The following is a 17,285-nucleotide window of genomic DNA, read 5'->3' as shown; positions in this document are numbered from 1 at the left end:
AACAGAAGTCGTCGAATCTCGAATTACGCCACGCGCCAACGCTACTCGCGAGTACGTTAGCGAGGTGAATAGAACTCGACAGCAGGTTCGGAGCGAAATTGCTTGCCACAGAATATGATTCACTTGTTGGTGATCAATCACACTCACGCCGAACGCCGTTGGCGATGCACAGGGCCTCGTTACCGTTAGAATGAGCCGATCGGAGTGCCGCACGATGGACGAGAAATCGACATGCCCGGCACCAATCCACGTTCCATCGAGTGCACCGACGCGGTGCGCCCACACCGAGCGAAGAGAGATACGTTGTTCAAGCGGATTGCAGTAGTCAACCGAGGCGAGGCAGCAGTACGCCTGATCCGAGCCGTCCGAGAGCTCAACGCCGAACACGATTACGGCATCCGCACCGTAGCGCTGCACACCGAAGCGGAGAAGCGGGCCATGTTCGTCCGCCAGGCCGACGAAGCGGTCACGCTGCGCAAGCCTGCGACCGGCTCGGCCTACCTCGACTACGGCGTCCTCGAGGCGGCGCTGGTCGAGTCCGGTGCCGACGCGGTGTGGGTCGGCTGGGGCTTCGTCGCCGAGGACCCGACGTTCGCCGATCTCGTCGCGCGCCTGAACATCACCTTCATCGGCCCGTCGGCCGACGCGATGCGCCTGCTCGGTGACAAGGTCGAGGCCAAGATCCTCGCCGAGAAGGTCGGCGTCCCCGTCGCACCGTGGTCCGGCGGCCCCGTCGAGACCCGCGCCGACGCGAGGCGTCACGCAGCGGCGATCGGGTACCCGCTGATCATCAAGGCCCGCTCCGGCGGAGGTGGCCGCGGTATCCGCAAGGTCTTCCACGAGGACGAACTCGAACTGTCCCTCGAACGTACCCAGGGTGAGGCCGAGCGCTCGTTCGGCGACCCCGTCGTCTTCCTCGAACGGCTCGTCACCGATGCCCGCCACGTCGAGGTTCAGGTGATCGCCGACAGCCACGGCAACGTCTGGGCCCCGGGCGTGCGCGACTGCTCCATCCAGCGCCGCAACCAGAAGGTCATCGAGGAGTCCAGCTCCCCACTGCTCACCAAGGAGCAGGCCGACGAACTGCGCACCGCCTCCGCCGAGCTCGTCAAGGCCGCCGGCTACCAGGGCGCAGGCACCGTCGAGTATCTGTACCAGCCCGAGCAGAAGATCTTCACGTTCCTCGAGGTCAACACCCGCCTCCAGGTCGAGCACCCCATCACCGAATACACCACCGGCATCGACCTGGTGAAGCTGCAGATCCTCGTCGCCGACGGCCAGGCGCTGCCCGGTGAATGCCCCACCGAGTTCGGCCATGCCGTCGAGGCCCGCCTCAACGCCGAGGACGCCGACAACGGCTTCGCTCCGGCTCCCGGCACCGTCGAGCTGCTCAAGTTCCCGCTCGGCACCGGCATCCGCGTCGACACCGGTATCGCGCAGGGCGACGTCATCCCGCCCGACTACGACTCGATGGTCGCCAAGGTCATCGCCTGGGGCCGCGACCGCAGCGAAGCGTTGGCTCGTTTGCGCAACGCGCTGCGTGAGACCACCGTCGTCATCGACGGCGGCACCACCACCAAGTCGTTCCTGCTGAGCTTGCTCGACCGCGAGGAAGTCATCTCCGCCTCCGCCGACACCGGCTGGCTCGACCGCACCGAGGCCGGCTCCCAGGTGGGCCCGACGGCCGTCGCCGACATCGCCATCATCGCCGCGGCCATCGACGCCTACGACGCCGAGGAAGGCCGCGAGCGCACCGCGTTCCTCAGCTCCGCACGCGGCGGCCGGCCGCGCGCCACCCATGCCATCGGCCGCACGGTCGAGCTGAACTACCAGGGCCAGGCCTACAAGCTCGAGGTCGGCCAGACCGGCACGCACCGCTACAGCATCGACGGTGACGGCATCGGCGATCTGCAGGTCGACGTCGAGCGCCTCGGCACCTACGAGAGCCGCCTCGTCATCGGCGACCGTCGCTACCAGGTGGTCACCGTCGCCGGAGCCGCGCACTTCCTCGTCGAGGTCGACGGCATCAGCCACCAGATCTCGCAGGACGAGGCCGGGTTGGTCCGCGCACCGGCACCCGCCGTCGTCGTCGCCGTCCCGGTCGCCGTCGGCGACGAGGTCGAAGCGGGACAGACTCTCGTCGTCCTCGAATCGATGAAGATGGAAACCGCCGTCCGCTCCCCCTATGCAGGCACCGTGCGTGAGGTACTGGCCTCGGTCAACGGACAGGTCGACGCCGGAGCGGCACTGCTGCGCGTCGATCAGGCCGGTGAGCAGAAGGTCTCCGAGCAGGCACCGCGCGTGCAGTTCCGCGGTATGGACGATGCCGCACAGCGTTCGCCGCAGCGTCGGGCACTGGACCGACTCGACGAACTCGCCGCACTCATCACCGGCTTCGACGTCAGCGGAGCCCGGGCCCGAAACCTGTTGTCCACCTACGAGACTCTGCGTGCCGACGTGCCGCGCAACGATTCGGGTCTGGTCTCGGCCGAGCTGGATCTGCTCAACACGTTCGCCGATATCTGCGAGCTCTCTCGCAACAGGCCGACGATGGACGAGGAAAGCAACGACGAGCGCGTCCACTCCCCTCGCGAGCACTTCCACTCGTTCCTGCACTCGCTCGACGCAGACGTTCAGGGTCTCCCGGATTCGTTCCGCGCCAAGCTCACTCGCGCACTCGCGCATTACGATGCCGCCATCGACGAGGGCCGTACCCCCGAACTCGAAGAGGCCGTCTACCGCGTCTTCCTCGCTCTGCAGCGCATGGAGAACCAGGTTCCGGTCATCGCGGCCCTGCTCGGCCACTGGCTCAGCGACTGCTCCGCGCAGCCCGAAGCCACCCCGGCCATGGCCGAGGTACTCGAGCGCCTCATCGGTGCCACCCAGGCCCGCTACCCGGTCATCGGCGATGTGGCTCGCAACCTGCGCTTCCGGCTGTTCGACGAGCCGCAGATCCGCAGTGCACGCGAGAAGATCTACGACGGCGTCCGCGGCAGCCTGCAGTACCTTGCCGAGAACCCCGACGCCGCCGACTACTCGGCCCGCATCGCAGCTCTGGTCTCCACCCCGGAGCCGTTGATCGAGCTACTGGCACAACGGATCACCGATCCCGGTGCCCTGCTCGAAGTGATCACCCGTCAGTACTACGAGATCCGCACCCTCGAAGACGTCAAGGCCTTCGACCGCGACGGCAAGCACTTCGTCACCGGCAACTTCGAGCTCTCGGGCGAACGGCTGCACCTGGTATCGACCGCAACCGATTTCGACTCGCTCGCAGCAACTCTGGATTCGGTCGACGACATCGCCGGACCGGCACCGGAGAACCTGGCGGTGGATCTCTACCTGTCCTGGCCGGACGCTCCGACCGACGGCGACGAACTCTCGGCCCAGCTCCAAGCCGTGTTGGCTGCCCACCCGGGCACGGGCCACTGGCGCCGCGTGACGGTGACCGCCTTCGGTTCCGACACCCGCAAGATGACCTACCGTCGCACCACGGCCGAAGGGTCCGAGCCTCTCGCCGAGGACACGATCATTCGAGACATGCATCCGCTGACCGGTCAGCGACTCGACCTGTGGCGGCTGAAGAACTTCGACGGTGTCCGGTTGCCCGCCAGCGCCGGAACCTACCTGTTCCACCTGACGTCGAAGGCCAACCCCTCCGACGAGCGGCTCGTCGCACTCGCCGAGATCCGGGGCGTCACAACACAGTTGGACGACGCCGGAAACATCGTCGCGGTACCGGAGATCGAACGCACCGTCGCCGCCTGCCTCGACGGCATCCGCCGCGCCCAGGCCGGACGCGGCAAGAAGCGTCTCGACGCCAACCGCGTCGTGCTGTACGTCTGGCCCGTCCTGAACGTGCCCGCCGACCGCATCGCCACCATCGCACGGCACATCGCGCCGCTGACGATCGGCGCGGGCCTCGAGGAGATCACCCTCATCGCGCGTCTGGCCGAGACCCCGGGCGCGACACCGCGCGAGGTCGCGTTGCGACTGTCGTACCGTTCCGGCGCAGGCATCGTGGCCAAGGTGACCCCGCCGCCGACCGAGCCGATGCGTCCACTCGACGAGTACACCCAGAAGGTGCAACGCTCGCAGGCCCGCGGCACCGTGTACCCGTACGAGCTGATTCCGTTGCTGAGCAGCAACGGTGGCACGTTCACCGAGTACGACTTCGACGCCGACGGCGTGCTCGCCCCGGTCGATCGTCCCTACGGCCGCAACACCGCAGGCGTCATCGTCGGTGTGGCCACCACACCGACCGCCAAGTACCCCGAGGGCATCACCCGCGTCGCACTGTTCGGCGACCCGACCAAGGCACTCGGCACCGTCGCCGAGGCCGAGTGCTCGCGGATCGTCGCGGCCATCGACCTCGCCGAGCAACTCGGCGCACCCGTCGAGTGGTTCGCATTGTCCTCCGGTGCAACGATTTCCATGGAATCGGGCACCGAGAACATGGACTGGGTCTCACGCGGCCTGCGTCGCATCATCACCTTCACCCAGGCCGGCGGTGAGATCAACATCGTCGTCGCAGGCATCAACGTCGGCGCGCAGCCGTACTGGAACGCCGAAGCCACCATGCTCACCCACACCAAGGGCATCCTGGTGATGACCCCCGACAGTGCCATGGTGCTCACCGGAAAGCAGTCCCTGGACTACTCCGGCGGCGTCTCGGCCGAGGACAACTTCGGCATCGGCGGCTACGACCGCGTCATGGGCCCCAACGGCCAGGCGCAGTACTGGGCACCGAACCTGCGAGCCGCGTGCGACATCCTGTTCGCGCACTACGACCACGCGTATGCCGCACCGGGAGAACGATTCCCACGCCGCGCAGCCACCGCAGACCCGACCGAACGCGACGTGCGTACCTACCCGCACGTGCACCCGTCGAGCGACTTCACCACCGTCGGCGACATCTTCTCCTCTGTCACCAACCCGGACCGCAAGAAGCCGTTCGACATTCGCACCGTGATGCGCGCCGTGGTGGACCAGGATCACTCGGTACTCGAGCGTTGGGCCGACATGGCCGACGCCGACACCTCCGTGGTGTTCGACGCCCACCTCGCCGGAATCCCGGTGTCCGTCATCGGTATCGAATCGCGAGCCATCCCCCGTAAGGGCTGGTTCCCGTCCGACGGCCCCGACCAATGGACCTCGGGCACCCTGTTCCCGAACTCGTCGAAGAAGACAGCACGTGCCATCAACGCCGCCAGCGGAAGCCGGCCGATCGTGGTGCTGGCCAACCTCTCCGGCTTCGACGGATCACCGGAATCGTTGCGCAACATCCAGCTCGAATACGGTGCCGAGATCGGCCGCGCCATCGTCAACTTCGACGGACCGGTCGTGTTCTGCGTCGTATCGCGTTACCACGGAGGCGCTTTCGTGGTGTTCTCCGGAGCGCTCAACGACAACATGGAGGTCCTCGCAGTGGAGGGCTCCTTCGCCTCCGTGCTCGGCGGTGCCCCGGCCGCAGCAGTGGTGTTCACCCGCGACGTCAACGCCCGCACCGCAGCGGATCCGACCGTCAAGGAACTCGAGACTGCGCTGAACAACGCCTCGGACGACGCCACCCGCTCGGCCCTGCGCGTCGAACTGGCCACCGTGCGAGCGAACGCACGCAACGCCAAACTGGGTGAAGTGGCAGCCGAATTCGAGGCCATCCACAACATCCAGCGAGCACAGAACGTCGGATCGGTGCACCACATCGTCCCCGCCGCCGAACTGCGCCCGCAATTGGTCGCCGCCATCGAACGCGGAATGGCGCGGTCTTTGGCTAAGTAGGGCTTGGGCTCGCTCGACGCAAACGCGCGCGCGTTTGCCGGGTGCTCGCGGAATGGTTACCTGTTCCGCGAGCGTCTGGCGAATGCGCGCGCGTTTGTCGTTTCGAGGGTTTGGCTGAGGGCGCCTTACCAGTAGGTCACGTCTGTGGCGACGATTCCGGTGCACTGTCCGGTGAAGATGGTCACCGAGCAGGCCTCCCACAACCGGGACAGATCCGAGAACAAGCTCGACACTCCGCTCGAGCTACCGGTGCTCGCGCTTCCGGTATCGGCCACCGCGACTGCCGGTGACGCGATGGCGATGACTGCGGCTCCCAACACAACAGCAATACGACGCTTCACGCTGTTCTCCCCTTCTCCTCCATCGGACATGGTTCGCTCGACACGCTAACCTCGCGTCCCAATTGTCACAATCGTCCGAACGAACGATGCCGGCCGTCAGAGCTCGAGGGTTCGGGCACTGACGAAGCGCCTGGGCTCACCGGTCAATGGGTCCGTGAAATTCAGCGCTCGGGCGAGGAGTTGCAGCGGTCGGGCGAAGTCATCGCCCGGGACAGAGGTGAACACCGGATAGTACGGATCGTTCTTGATCGGAATTCCCAACGACGACAGGTGGATTCGCAGCTGATGGGTCTTGCCCGTCTTGGGGAAGAGTCGATACCGGGCGACAGTGCCGATTTGATCGATCAGTTCGATCAAAGTCTCGCTGTTCGGCTCCCCCGGCTCCTCGTATGCCGTCATCACCCCGTGGTCTTTGAGGATTCGGCTGCGCACAACGCGCGGAAAGACCAGTGCTGCATCGAATCCCGCAACGGCCTCGTACTCCTTGGTGACGTTTCGGGAGGAGAAGAGTTCCTGATAGGGCCGTCGGGCATGTTTGGTCTTGGTGAAGAGCAGCACCCCTGCGGTGGCGCGATCGAGTCGGTGCGCGGGCGTCAGGTCCGGGCAGTCGAATTGCTTGCGCAGTCGCACGGTCGCCGTTTCGGTGACGTGCCGACCACGCGGGATGGTGGCGAGGAAGTGCGGCTTGTCGACCACCAGCAGGTCGTCGTCCTCGTGCAGGATGCCGATCTCGAACGGAACCGGAACCTCCTGCGCTGGAACGCGATAGAAGTACACCTGACTTCCGGCGCGATACCGCGTGTCGACGGAGATCGGCCGGCTCTTCTCGTCGACCACTTCGGCGTCGAGCACGGCCCGCCGCCAGTCGTCCTCGGGCAGCTCACGTTCGAGATACTCCACGATGGTGGTGGCCGAATCACCATGCGGCAGAAGCAGCCTGAGCGGAGCGAGACCGTCCCGGAAGGGCAGCATCGTCAGGCGCAGTCGAGACAGATCAACCGCAGACCGCGGCCGGCGTCGCCGTCGAAGTCCTGGTATCGGGACGTCGGATTGCCGCAGGCACTGCAGCGACCGATGACGGCGGTGTGGTCGGAGAAGTTCTGCGCCATCCGCTTGTCGAAGACGAACAGCGAGCCCTCCCAGAGCGCGTCGTCGCCGAAAGTCTCTGCGTACCGGACGATTCCACCGTCGAGCTGATACACCTCTTCGAACCCGCGGGCCACCATCAGCGAAGACAACACCTCACAGCGCACTCCCCCGGTGCAGTAGGTGACGACCGGGGACTGCTTCAGATGGTCGTAGGCACCGGAGTCGAGTTGGGAGACGAAATCCCTCGTCGTCTCGACGTCGGGCACCACCGCGTTCTTGAACTTGCCGATCTGCGCCTCGAAGGCGTTGCGCCCGTCGAAGAAGACGACGTCGTCGCCGCGGGAATCGACGAGCTCGTGCACCTGCTGCGGACTCAGGTGTTTACCGCCGCCGACCACTCCGTCGGCGTCGACCTTCAACTCGCCGGGGGCACCGAAGGTGACGATCTCGTCGCGCACCCGCACACTCAGGCGCGGGAAGTCGTTGCCGAGCCCCTCGGACCACTTGACGTCGGCCGCCTTGAACGCCGGATAGCTGCGGGTGCCGCGGACGTACCGTTTGACGTCGTCGACGTCACCGCCCACCGTCGCGTTGATGCCGTGCTCGGAGATCAGGATGCGTCCGGTCAGATTGTTCGACGCGGCCAGTGTCTGCTGCCACAACCGGATCGCCTCGGGATCGGGCAGCGGAGTGAACACGTAGAACAGGACGATTTTCGGTACAGCCACGCCGACCAGTATGGCGCGTTACCCGGCAGGTGGTGCCGCCGCCCGGACTCGCTGGGTGCCGGAGTCGACGGTGAAGCCCGCTCCCCAGTAGACGCCGGTCTGCGGATCCTCCTTGGCGGTGAGGAACCAGTGGTCCATCCGAGCCGCCGTCCTGGTGACCTCGAAGACGCCGAACCCGTGACTGTCCAGGTCCACGAACTTCACGTGCTGGTTGAGTGCCTTGAATGCTTCCTCGGCGACGCGGCCCAGCGTGTGGGGCGGAGTACGCGTCAGGTCGTCGATGTTGGCCGAGCTGACCGAGGTGACGACGAGCTCCGTGGCAGCAGGCTCGGTGGTTGCGTACTGCGCCGCGTCGAGGGGTACCTCGCAGGCCCAGGCCGAGTGGATGTCGCCGGTAATGAAGACGGTGTTGTCGACGCCCGCGTCCACGATGGCTCCGAGCAGCTTGCGGCGGTCGGCGGTGTATCCGTCCCACGGATCGGCGTTGTACGGCAGACCGCCCTCCGGGATCCCGAGAAGCGAGGTGACCGCCCTGGCCGCGTCCCGGTCCAGCGGCGGGATGAGAGTGGGCGTGATCATCACCGGATTCCCGACGATCTTCCACTGCGTCGGCGACGAGACGATGCCGTCGGTGAGCCACTGCATCTGCTCCGCGCCGGTGATGGTCCGGTTGGGCGAATCGACCTCGGGACCGTTGAACGGCAACACCTGCTGCGAGCGGTAGGTGCGCAGGTCCAGCATCGACAATTCGAGCAGGTTGCCGAACCGCAGCCGACGGTAGAGGTGACGGTTGGTTGAGGTGCCTGCGGCGCGCACCGGCATCCACTCGTAGTACGCCTGCTCGGAATTGGCCTTGCGGGTGGACCAGTCGCCCTCGGTGCCCGGAGTGTGATTCTGTGCGCCGGTGTCGTAGGCATCGTTGGCAGATTCGTGGTCGTCCCACGTGCAGATCCACGGCACGCCGACGTGCGCGGCCTGCAGATCGGGATCGGACTTGTACTGCCCGTGCCGCTGACGGTAGTCGGCAAGGGTGACGATCTCGTGGGTGGGCGAATGCTGCCGGATCACCCCGTCGCGGCCCGGAAATCCACCGGTCTCGTACTCGTAGATGTAGTCCCCGAGATGGACGATGGCGTCGAGATCTCCTCGGGCGGCCAGGTGCCGGTACGCGCCGAAGTAGCCCGACTCCCAGTTGGAGCACGAGACGACGCCGAAGCGCATCGCATCGATATCGGCGTCGTTGGCCGGTGCGGTGTGCGTCGTCCCGACGGCCGATGCCGCGTCGCTCGTCCGGAAGTCGTAGAAGTACGTGGTGTCAGCGCTGAGTCCGTCGACGTCGACCTTGACGGTGTGGTCGGTGGCGGGGCCGGTTTCGACGGTTCCGGAGGCGACGATGTCACCCATGTCCGCGCTGCGGGCAACACGCCACGTCACCGATACCTGCGGGCCGACGCCAGAGCCCGGGGTGGCGTAGGGCGTGGGGGTGATGCGGGTCCACAGAATGATCGCGTCGGGCAAGGGATCTCCCGACGCCACCCCGTGCAGAAAGCCGAGGTCGCTGCCCTGCGCGTGGGCGGTCGCGGGCAGTGTCGTGGCTACTCCGGCCACCGCGACGGCCACCGACGACGAGCGAAGAAACGTCCTTCTGGAAAGCGCAGACTCAGCGTGCATCGGGTCAGTCCATGCGATGGATGGTCGGCGGTCAAGTAAGGCGCGCCTGGGTCGGCCACAGTGTTCACCGGCCGGCCATGTGCCGGACGCTGGTTTGCCTTCGTCGCTGTGGGAGAACACTCCGAGAATGGACGCTCTGTGGTTGTTCGGTGATCAGCTCGGTCCGCACTTTCACTCCGTGGACGAGCATGCGGATCGAGAAGTGCTGATGATCGAGTCCCGGCGCGTGTTCCGGCGTCGGAGATACCACCGACAGAAGCTGCATCTCGTGTTGTCGGGGATGCGGCACCTCGCCGACGAGTTGGGTGATCGCGTCACCTACTTGCAGACCGAGACGTACCGCGAAGGGTTGGCCGAGTTCGGCAAGCCCGTGGTGGTGTTCGAGCCCACCTCGCACGCGGCGGAGAAGTTCGTCGCCTCGTTGCACGAGGAGGGCTTGGTCTCGGAGATTCTGCCGACGCCGATGTTCGCGCTTCCCCGCGCCGATTTCGCGGAGTGGGCCGCCGAGCGTGGCACTTTTCGGATGGAGACGTTCTACCGCGAGCAACGCAAGAAGTTCGGTGTACTGATGGACGGTTCCGAACCGGTCTCCGGAAAATGGAACCTCGACGCCGAGAATCAGTCACCGCCGCCGAAGGGACGCCTGACGCTCGGAGTCGAAGAACCCTGGTGGCCGACCGAGGATGCGATCGACGATCAGGTGCGCGCAGATCTCGACTCGTGGGACCTCGACACCGTCGGTGTCGACGGGCCCCGAGTGTTCGCGGTGACTGCTGCTGAGGCGTCGGATGCGTTGGCGCACTTCGTGAACTATCGCCTGGACGACTTCGGCAAGTACGAGGATGCCGTGATGGCTGACGACTGGACGATGTCGCACTCGTTGCTGTCGGTGCCACTGAACCTCGGTCTGCTGCAACCGCTGGACGTGGCGCACGCTGCCGAGGACGCGCACCGAGACGGCACCCCCTTGGCGAGCGTCGAAGGGTTCGTGCGGCAGATCCTCGGCTGGCGCGAATACGTGTGGCATCTGTACTGGCATCTGGGACCGGAGTATCTCGAACGCAACAAGCTCGAAGCCCATGAGCCACTACCGGATTGGCTGACGGAGTTGGACGGTGATGCCGTGGTGGCGAAATGCCTGTCCAGCACCGTCGACGGCGTGCGTGATCGCGGGTGGGTGCACCACATCCCCCGACTGATGATCCTGGGAAACTTTGCGCTGCAACATGCGTGGGACCCACGCGCGTTGACCGATTGGTTCGCAACGGCTTTCGTCGACGGGTTCGCGTGGGTGATGCCGGTGAACGTGATCGGCATGAGTCAACACGCGGACGGCGGGGTGATCGCCACCAAGCCCTACGCGTCGGGCGGGGCGTACCTGAACCGCATGACGGACTACTGCAAGCCGTGCGAGTTCAACCCGAAAAAGCGACTGGGCGACGACGCCTGCCCCTTCACCGCCGGTTACTGGGCCTTTGTGCACAGGCACCGCGAGATGTTGGCGCGGAACCACCGCACCGCGCGGCAGGTGTCGTCGATGAACCGATTGAGCGACTTGGAGCAGGTGCTCGAACAGGAGCGTCAACGCGAGGTGTACTGACGCGCCGGATGCCTGAACCGAGGATTTCCGAACTTCGAGAGCGTTGCGCTCTGTGACGAATCGCTGCAGCGATCACCATCTGGAAACGGGGCTCCGCGCTCCTATCACACGTCACCGACAGGTTCCGATTCACGAATAGTTAAGCAGGACAACAGTTTTCGATTGCACTATGGTTGTCAGTCGAACGCGCGTTCGATACACTTGCTCCATGACCACGGAGATCTGGCAACTGAGCGAGAGCGAACTGCTCGCCGACGCCACCGCGGTCTCCCATCAGATCCAGTTGTTGGAAGCCAGGCGGATCGCTCTCGTCGCCGAGATCGACACCCGCGTCTCACGGGAGAAACTCGGCTTCCCCGGACCCGCCGGCTGGCTGACCTCCACCACCCTGCTCTCACCGTCCAAAGCCACCAAGATCGTCGCCCTCGCCCGCGGCATGGCTGCGTTCCCCGACATCGCCGACGCCGTGAACACCGGCGTGATGACCGTCGATCACGCCGCGATGATCCTCACCTTCGCCGAAACCCCACCGGAGAACCTGCCGGAAAAGGGTCGCGACATGGCCCGCGCAGCCTTGATCAAATCTGCGACAGGACCCGACGCACGCACCGGCCGGATCCGAGCAGCGATCACCAGACTCGAAGACAGCTTCGGCACCAAGAAACCACCCGCCGAGAACACCGACCGCAACGAACTCTTCGCCTCCACAACCCTGAACGGGCGGCTGGTACTCAAAGGAGACTTCGATGCTGTCACCGGCGAAAAGCTGCTCACTGCCCTCTCCCCGCTGACCGAACCCCGCCCCGCCGCCGACGGAACCGGGACACTCAAAATCGCAGACGATCGCAGCCCCGCCAAGCGCAGAGCCGACGCCTTCGGCCACATCCTCGACCACTACCTCGCCTCCAGCGATCGCCCCATCGAAGGTGGTGAACGCCCGCACCTGAACCTGCACATCCGGTTGCAGGACCTCACCGACCTCCAGAACTGCGGCGGCGACGACGACATCACCGACGACGAAACCTCACGCGCAGCAACAGAATCCGACACCGACACAGTCGATCCCGTCGACATCAACACCGGTGGCCCCATCGACACTGACGCAGCAACCGAACCGGACAACGAAAACGGCAGTGGCAGTGGCGGTCGCGGTGAAGGCGGAGTCGCAGCTGATCGCGGCGCGTATCGCGACTTGTTCGGCGACGGCGCTTCGGTCGGGTGGCTGCCGTGGATGGGACCGCTCTCCCGCAACACCTCCCGCCAACTGGCCTGCGACTGTGTTCTCACTGCGATCGTGATGGACGAGAACGGCAACCCACTCAACCTCGCCCGCACCGCCCGCACCGTCACCGCCAAACAACGAAAAGCCCTCACCGCCCGCGATCACGGCTGCGCCTTCCCCGGCTGCGGAAAACCCGCCGCCTGGACCGAAGGACACCACATCTGGCACTGGGGCGACGGCGGACCCACCGACATGAACAACCTGGTTCTGCTCTGCGGATTCCACCACCGCCTCATGCACCATTCGGACTGGGAAGTGTTCATCGGCACCGACAACCACCCCTGGTTCGTACCACCGGCAACCGTCGACCCATACCGACAACCCAGACCATCCCACGCCAGAGCAGGCCCCCACATCGCCTGAACCCGCCCAAAGACCACTCCAGCCCCGCACCGAGAACACGGTGCGGGGCTGGAAGAGATTGTTCGACAGACTCATTCGGGTGACGCAAGGATCGGTCACTGCAGTGATGCGACACCATCTCGAGCACGGCCCGAGTCTCCAACGAGGGCGAGAGTGAACGGAGAGCGATTGCGAGCGGCCAGCGGACGCTATGTTCCGGCTATGGCCGCCACTCTCTCGAACACGGGCTGCCAGATCGACCGTGGACTTCGGTGGCGTGCACGAGTCGCGTGGTTTCTCCGCTCCGCTCGATCACGCTATGACGTGCGGGCGTCGAGTGTCGCGACAGCCTCGTCGATCATCGGCACATATCGCTCGAGTGCCCAGGGCACCGTCAACGGATTGATGATGGACGATCCGGTGACGAACGACTGATCCGTCGGTGCCACGACCGAACCGCGGGACACGGCCGGGATCTGCTTGTAGGCAGGCTGGTTCTCAGTGTCGGTGCGGTTCTGCGGATCCGAGTAGAAGGTGAAGATCAGGTCCGAGTCGTTCAACAGATTCGCGTTCTCCAACCCGATGACCGCCGAGTCGGTGCCTTCGGTCTCGTCGAGCGTGTTCACCACCGGATCGACCTGCAACCCGAGTGCTCGCACCATCGCGACGCGTTGTTCGTCGGCAAGAAACACTCCCAGCGTCCCGGGCCCGGTGTTGTAGATGTACGAGAAACTCACCCCGGCATATTCGGGGTGCTCGCTGGTGGCGTCGGCGAAGCGGCCCTTGATCTTCTCGATCTCGTCCGCCGCCTTCTGCTCCTCCCCCATGGCCTTGCCGATGACGGTGATCTGGTCTTCCCAGGTGATCGTCCACGGCTGCTCCTCGTACGCGACCACCGGTGCGAATGCACTCAGCTTGTCGAACTGATCCTGTGTAACGCCGGACCACGGGGCCAGAATCAAATCGGGTTCGAGGGCAGCAACGGCTTCGATGTTCAATTCGGTTCCACCGGTGAACTGTTGGGGAAGTTCGGCACCCAGCTCGGTCACCGCGTCGTGAACCCACGGCAGATACCCGGTGTCGTCGGCGCCCCACGAGTACTCCTCGACGCCGACGGGCACGGTGCCCAGCGCGATCGCCGTCTCGGCCGAGCCCTGCCCCAGAGTCACGATGCGCTCCGGCTTCTCGGTGATGACGGCCTGACCCAGAGCCGAATCGATGGTGACAGTGGCAAAGTCACCGCCGCCTTCCTGTTCGGGCTCGGCAGTATCGGCAGAGGAGCACGCCCCCGCCACCAGGGCCGCCACGGCAAGCGTGGACAGCAGAGTTGCACGGCCGGCAGTGCGTCGACCGGCCGGTGACACTGAGAACATGGTTACCTCTCGACGAACCAGCGGGAATCAAAGTAAGACTAGGCTAACCTACAAGAGCGATTCAAATGCGCTGCCCGGCGGCCATTCGCTACGGTGGGTCGCATGAGCCTTCCTCGTCCAGCACCCGACCGGACCGCCGTCGTGACCGGAGCATCCTCGGGCATCGGGGCCTCCATCGCCCGCGAACTCGCCTCCCGGGGCTACGGCGTCACCCTCGTCGCTCGGCGAGCCGACAAGCTCGAAGACTTGGCACAGGAGATCCGAGCACGGGGAGTCCGAGCCGAGGTGCTCGCAGCAGACCTCTCCGACCGCAGCGCTCGCGCCGAACTGCTCGGCCGCATCACCGAACTCGGCCTCATCCCGGACATCCTGATCAACAACGCCGGACTGTCCACCCTCGGACCGGTCGCAGAATCGGACCCGGCGGCGGAAATGAACATGATCGAGGTCGACGTGGTCGCCGTTGCGGACCTGTGCACCCGATTCCTCCCCGGCATGGTCGAGCGCCGACGCGGCGCACTGCTCAACGTCGCCTCGACTGCCGCGTTCCAACCTCTGCCCGGACAGGCCGGCTACGGCGCGTGCAAGGCATTCGTGCTCTCCTACACACAGTCGCTGACCGGTGAACTGCGCGGAACCGGCGTCACCGCCACCGCACTGTGCCCCGGACCCGTACACACAGGATTCGGCGAGGCCGCAGGGTTCGCGAAAGACGATGCAGAGAAGGCACTTCCACCCATCATGTGGGTCGAGGCGGACACAGTCGCCAAGACTGCCGTCGACGACATGACCAAGGGGCGCATGGTGTCGATTCCGGGAGCGGCAAACCGCATCGGATCCATCTTCGCGCAGATCACACCGCGAACGGTGTTGGTGCCCATGCTCACTCGCATTCACCCCGGCCTGGGCAAGAACGCCCGCAAGGGAGCCTCGTCATGAGTCGCGAACTCACCGTCTCGGACAGCATCGTCGTCGCTGCCGATCCGAACACGCTGTACGCCGCGATCAGCGACCCCACGCGCATGGGTGAGTGGAGCCCGGAGAACAGAGGTGCCACCGTCCACGAACCCCGCGAGAGTGCCTACGTGGGAATGGTGTTCGACGGAACCAACAAGCGCGGCCGGGCGAAGTGGGTCACGCGCTGCACCGTCACCGCGGCCGATCCTGGCAAGACCTTCGAGTTCCGCGTCCATGCCATCGGCAAGAGCGCTCCGAAGATCAAGGGCGCGAACGCAACCTGGCGATACGACTTCGAGCCGGTCGCAGGTGGCACGAAAGTGACCGAGACCTGGACCGACGACCGGACGAAGTGGCCCGACGCGCTGGCTCTCGTGTTCGACAAGATCGTCACCAGCGGTAAGACGTTCCCGCAGTTCCAGCGTCGCAACATTCGCAAGACGCTGGAGAATCTGCAGAAGGTTTACGCCTGATTCTCAGGCCTGCCGGGTGTACAGGCCTAAAACGTACGACGCCTGCCCGGCATGCTGAAGGTCGTCGGACACCACCGACACCAGCCGTGCACCCAGCGTGACCGGCGGGTCCCAGTTCTCGTCGACGATTCGATCCAGATCGTCCGTCGAGATACTGCTCAGGTACGCAACCGTTTTCGAGTGCACGGCATCGTGGTACTCGCGCAGGAGTTCGGCGCTGGAGGTGACCTCGGCGACGTCCTCTGACGACTGGCCGTACCCGATATCGGACCGGTCGAACGGGAGACCGAAGCGCTCGAACCACGAGTCGGAGTTCCACAACTGCTCGCTGCCTGCCACTCCGGCGATGTGGTCGTCCTGCACCCGCGTCAGGTGCCACAGCAGCCACGCAATGCTGTTGGCCTCGGAGTCGGGCCGGTAGGTCAACGCTGCGGCGGGGATGTCGTCCAGTACCGAGTGGACGAGTTCCTTGATTCGGCCGAACGCGTCGGTGAGCAGTTCGTTGTGATTCATGCGATCCGTTTCTCCTGTGACAGCACTGATGACCACTCATGCATACCCCCGATGGGGCCGCAGGGAACATCGGGGCGGTCCGAGCGCGTTGGACCGGATATGACTGCTCCAGCGATTGTGTACACCTGCACCGGCGATTCGTCCGTCCTCGAACTGAAAGATCGCGAGGTGACCGAGCCCGCCGCAGGCGAAGTTCGGGTCCGCATCGTGGTCTCGGGCGTCAATCCGACGGACTGGAAGAACAGGACCGGCTCGGGGCCGGGTGAGAAGCTGGCATTCGACGAGGTGGTACCGAACCAGGACGGTGCCGGAGTGATCGACGCTGTCGGCCCCGATGTCGAGGGGCTTGCCGTCGGAGATCGCGTCTGGGTCTACCTGGCCCAACATCAGCGCCCGACCGGTACCGCCCAGTCTTTCTCGATCCTGCCTGCCTCCCGAGTGGTTCGGCTGCCCGATGGCGTCGGATTCGACGTGGGCGCAAGCCTCGGAGTGCCCGCGATGACGGCGCACCGCGCACTGACCGTCTCCGAGGACGGACCTACGCGGCTGCATCCGGGTGCGCTGGACGGCAAGTCGGTTCTGGTCGCCGGTGGTGCCGGTGCCGTCGGCCATGCCGCGATCCAGTTGGCTCGCTGGGCGGGCGCGACCGTGGTGACGACGGTCAGCGGACCGGAGAAGGGCGCACTGGCGATCGCGGCGGGCGCGCACCACGTGGTGAACTACAAGACCGGCGACGCCGCCGCCGAAATTCATGAATTGGTTCCTGCCGGAATCGATCTCATCGTCGAGGTGGCTCCCGCACAGAACGCCGCACTCAACGCTGCCGTAGGAGCGAACCGCGCCTCCATCGCGGTGTACGCCAACAATGGCGGCGACACCGTGACCCTCGACGTTCGGCCGAACATGGTGCTCAACACGCGCTACCAGTTCGTCCTCCTCTACACCGTGGGCGACGAAGCTCTTCGCAACGCCGAGGCGGACGTCAGCGCTGCCGCAGCCGCAGGTGTGCTGGAGGTGGGCGAGGCCACCGGTTTACCGCTGCACCGCTTCTCGCTGAGCGAGACCGCAGCGGCACACGACGCCGTCGAGAACGGAACCGTCGGCAAGGTGCTGATCGACGTCTCCAGCGAATAAC

12 protein-coding genes are annotated in these 17,285 nt (G+C 65.4%); 6 read left to right on the top strand and 6 right to left on the bottom strand.

What is annotated here, in order from left to right; genetic code table 11:
• Positions 1-303 precede the first annotated feature (303 nt).
• A complete protein-coding gene (locus tag R4P47_RS16795; protein ID WP_317548548.1) occupies positions 304-5,781 on the top strand; it encodes a carboxyl transferase domain-containing protein in 5,478 nt (1,825 codons plus the stop codon).
• Between the two features lie 125 nt (positions 5,782-5,906).
• Here R4P47_RS16795 and R4P47_RS16790 read toward each other — a convergent pair whose 3' ends face one another.
• The 4 genes from R4P47_RS16790 to R4P47_RS16775 all read right to left on the bottom strand — a co-directional run bounded on the left by R4P47_RS16790 (position 5,907) and on the right by R4P47_RS16775 (position 9,610).
• Positions 5,907-6,122, bottom strand: coding sequence for a hypothetical protein (locus tag R4P47_RS16790; protein ID WP_149407980.1), 216 nt, complete (start codon positions 6,120-6,122; stop codon positions 5,907-5,909).
• Positions 6,123-6,218: 96 nt separating this feature from the next.
• The gene (locus tag R4P47_RS16785) at positions 6,219-7,094 is read right to left on the bottom strand and encodes a pseudouridine synthase (protein WP_317785235.1); all 876 of its coding nucleotides are present in this window, start codon (positions 7,092-7,094) and stop codon (positions 6,219-6,221) included.
• 2 nt (positions 7,095-7,096) lie between these two features.
• Entirely contained in the window at positions 7,097-7,939 is an 843-nt protein-coding gene (locus R4P47_RS16780) for a rhodanese-related sulfurtransferase (protein ID WP_300520889.1), read from the bottom strand.
• 18 nt (positions 7,940-7,957) lie between these two features.
• Complete coding sequence (locus tag R4P47_RS16775) at positions 7,958-9,610, bottom strand: alkaline phosphatase D family protein (protein ID WP_366236147.1); 1,653 nt, start codon at positions 9,608-9,610, stop codon at positions 7,958-7,960.
• 127 nt (positions 9,611-9,737) lie between these two features.
• Between R4P47_RS16775 and R4P47_RS16770 the strand changes: the two genes are divergently transcribed.
• Both R4P47_RS16770 and R4P47_RS16765 read left to right on the top strand, forming a co-directional pair.
• A complete protein-coding gene (locus tag R4P47_RS16770) occupies positions 9,738-11,210 on the top strand; it encodes a cryptochrome/photolyase family protein (RefSeq protein ID WP_317785233.1) in 1,473 nt (490 codons plus the stop codon).
• A 208-nt stretch (positions 11,211-11,418) separates the two neighbouring features.
• Positions 11,419-12,855: an HNH endonuclease signature motif containing protein gene (locus tag R4P47_RS16765; protein WP_317785232.1), complete on the top strand. Its 1,437-nt coding sequence runs from the start codon at positions 11,419-11,421 to the stop codon at positions 12,853-12,855.
• A gap of 296 nt (positions 12,856-13,151) precedes the next feature.
• Here R4P47_RS16765 and R4P47_RS16760 read toward each other — a convergent pair whose 3' ends face one another.
• The gene (locus R4P47_RS16760; RefSeq protein WP_317785231.1) at positions 13,152-14,207 is read right to left on the bottom strand and encodes an iron-siderophore ABC transporter substrate-binding protein; all 1,056 of its coding nucleotides are present in this window, start codon (positions 14,205-14,207) and stop codon (positions 13,152-13,154) included.
• Positions 14,208-14,309: 102 nt separating this feature from the next.
• Between R4P47_RS16760 and R4P47_RS16755 the strand changes: the two genes are divergently transcribed.
• Together R4P47_RS16755 and R4P47_RS16750 are read left to right on the top strand one after the other, a co-directional pair.
• Positions 14,310-15,146 (top strand): SDR family NAD(P)-dependent oxidoreductase, encoded by an 837-nt coding sequence (locus R4P47_RS16755; protein WP_094669573.1) that lies wholly within the window; start codon positions 14,310-14,312, stop codon positions 15,144-15,146.
• Positions 15,143-15,637, top strand: coding sequence for an SRPBCC family protein (locus tag R4P47_RS16750; protein WP_149407973.1), 495 nt, complete (start codon positions 15,143-15,145; stop codon positions 15,635-15,637). Before R4P47_RS16755 ends, R4P47_RS16750 begins: the two co-directional genes overlap by 4 nt.
• Positions 15,638-15,640: 3 nt before the next feature.
• Here R4P47_RS16750 and R4P47_RS16745 read toward each other — a convergent pair whose 3' ends face one another.
• Positions 15,641-16,150 carry a mycothiol transferase gene (locus R4P47_RS16745; protein WP_149407972.1) on the bottom strand — a complete coding sequence of 170 codons (510 nt, stop codon included), beginning with the start codon at positions 16,148-16,150 and terminating at the stop codon, positions 15,641-15,643.
• A gap of 99 nt (positions 16,151-16,249) precedes the next feature.
• Here R4P47_RS16745 and R4P47_RS16740 point away from each other — a divergent pair, with 99 nt between their 5' ends.
• The gene (locus R4P47_RS16740) at positions 16,250-17,284 is read left to right on the top strand and encodes an NADPH:quinone reductase (protein WP_317785230.1); all 1,035 of its coding nucleotides are present in this window, start codon (positions 16,250-16,252) and stop codon (positions 17,282-17,284) included.
• Position 17,285: the final 1 nt, after the last annotated feature.

The sequence above is a fragment of the Rhodococcus sp. IEGM 1370 genome, assembly GCF_033142325.1.
Classification (GTDB): Bacteria; Actinomycetota; Actinomycetes; order Mycobacteriales; family Mycobacteriaceae; genus Rhodococcoides.
This window is presented reverse-complemented; position numbering and strand designations above follow the sequence as displayed.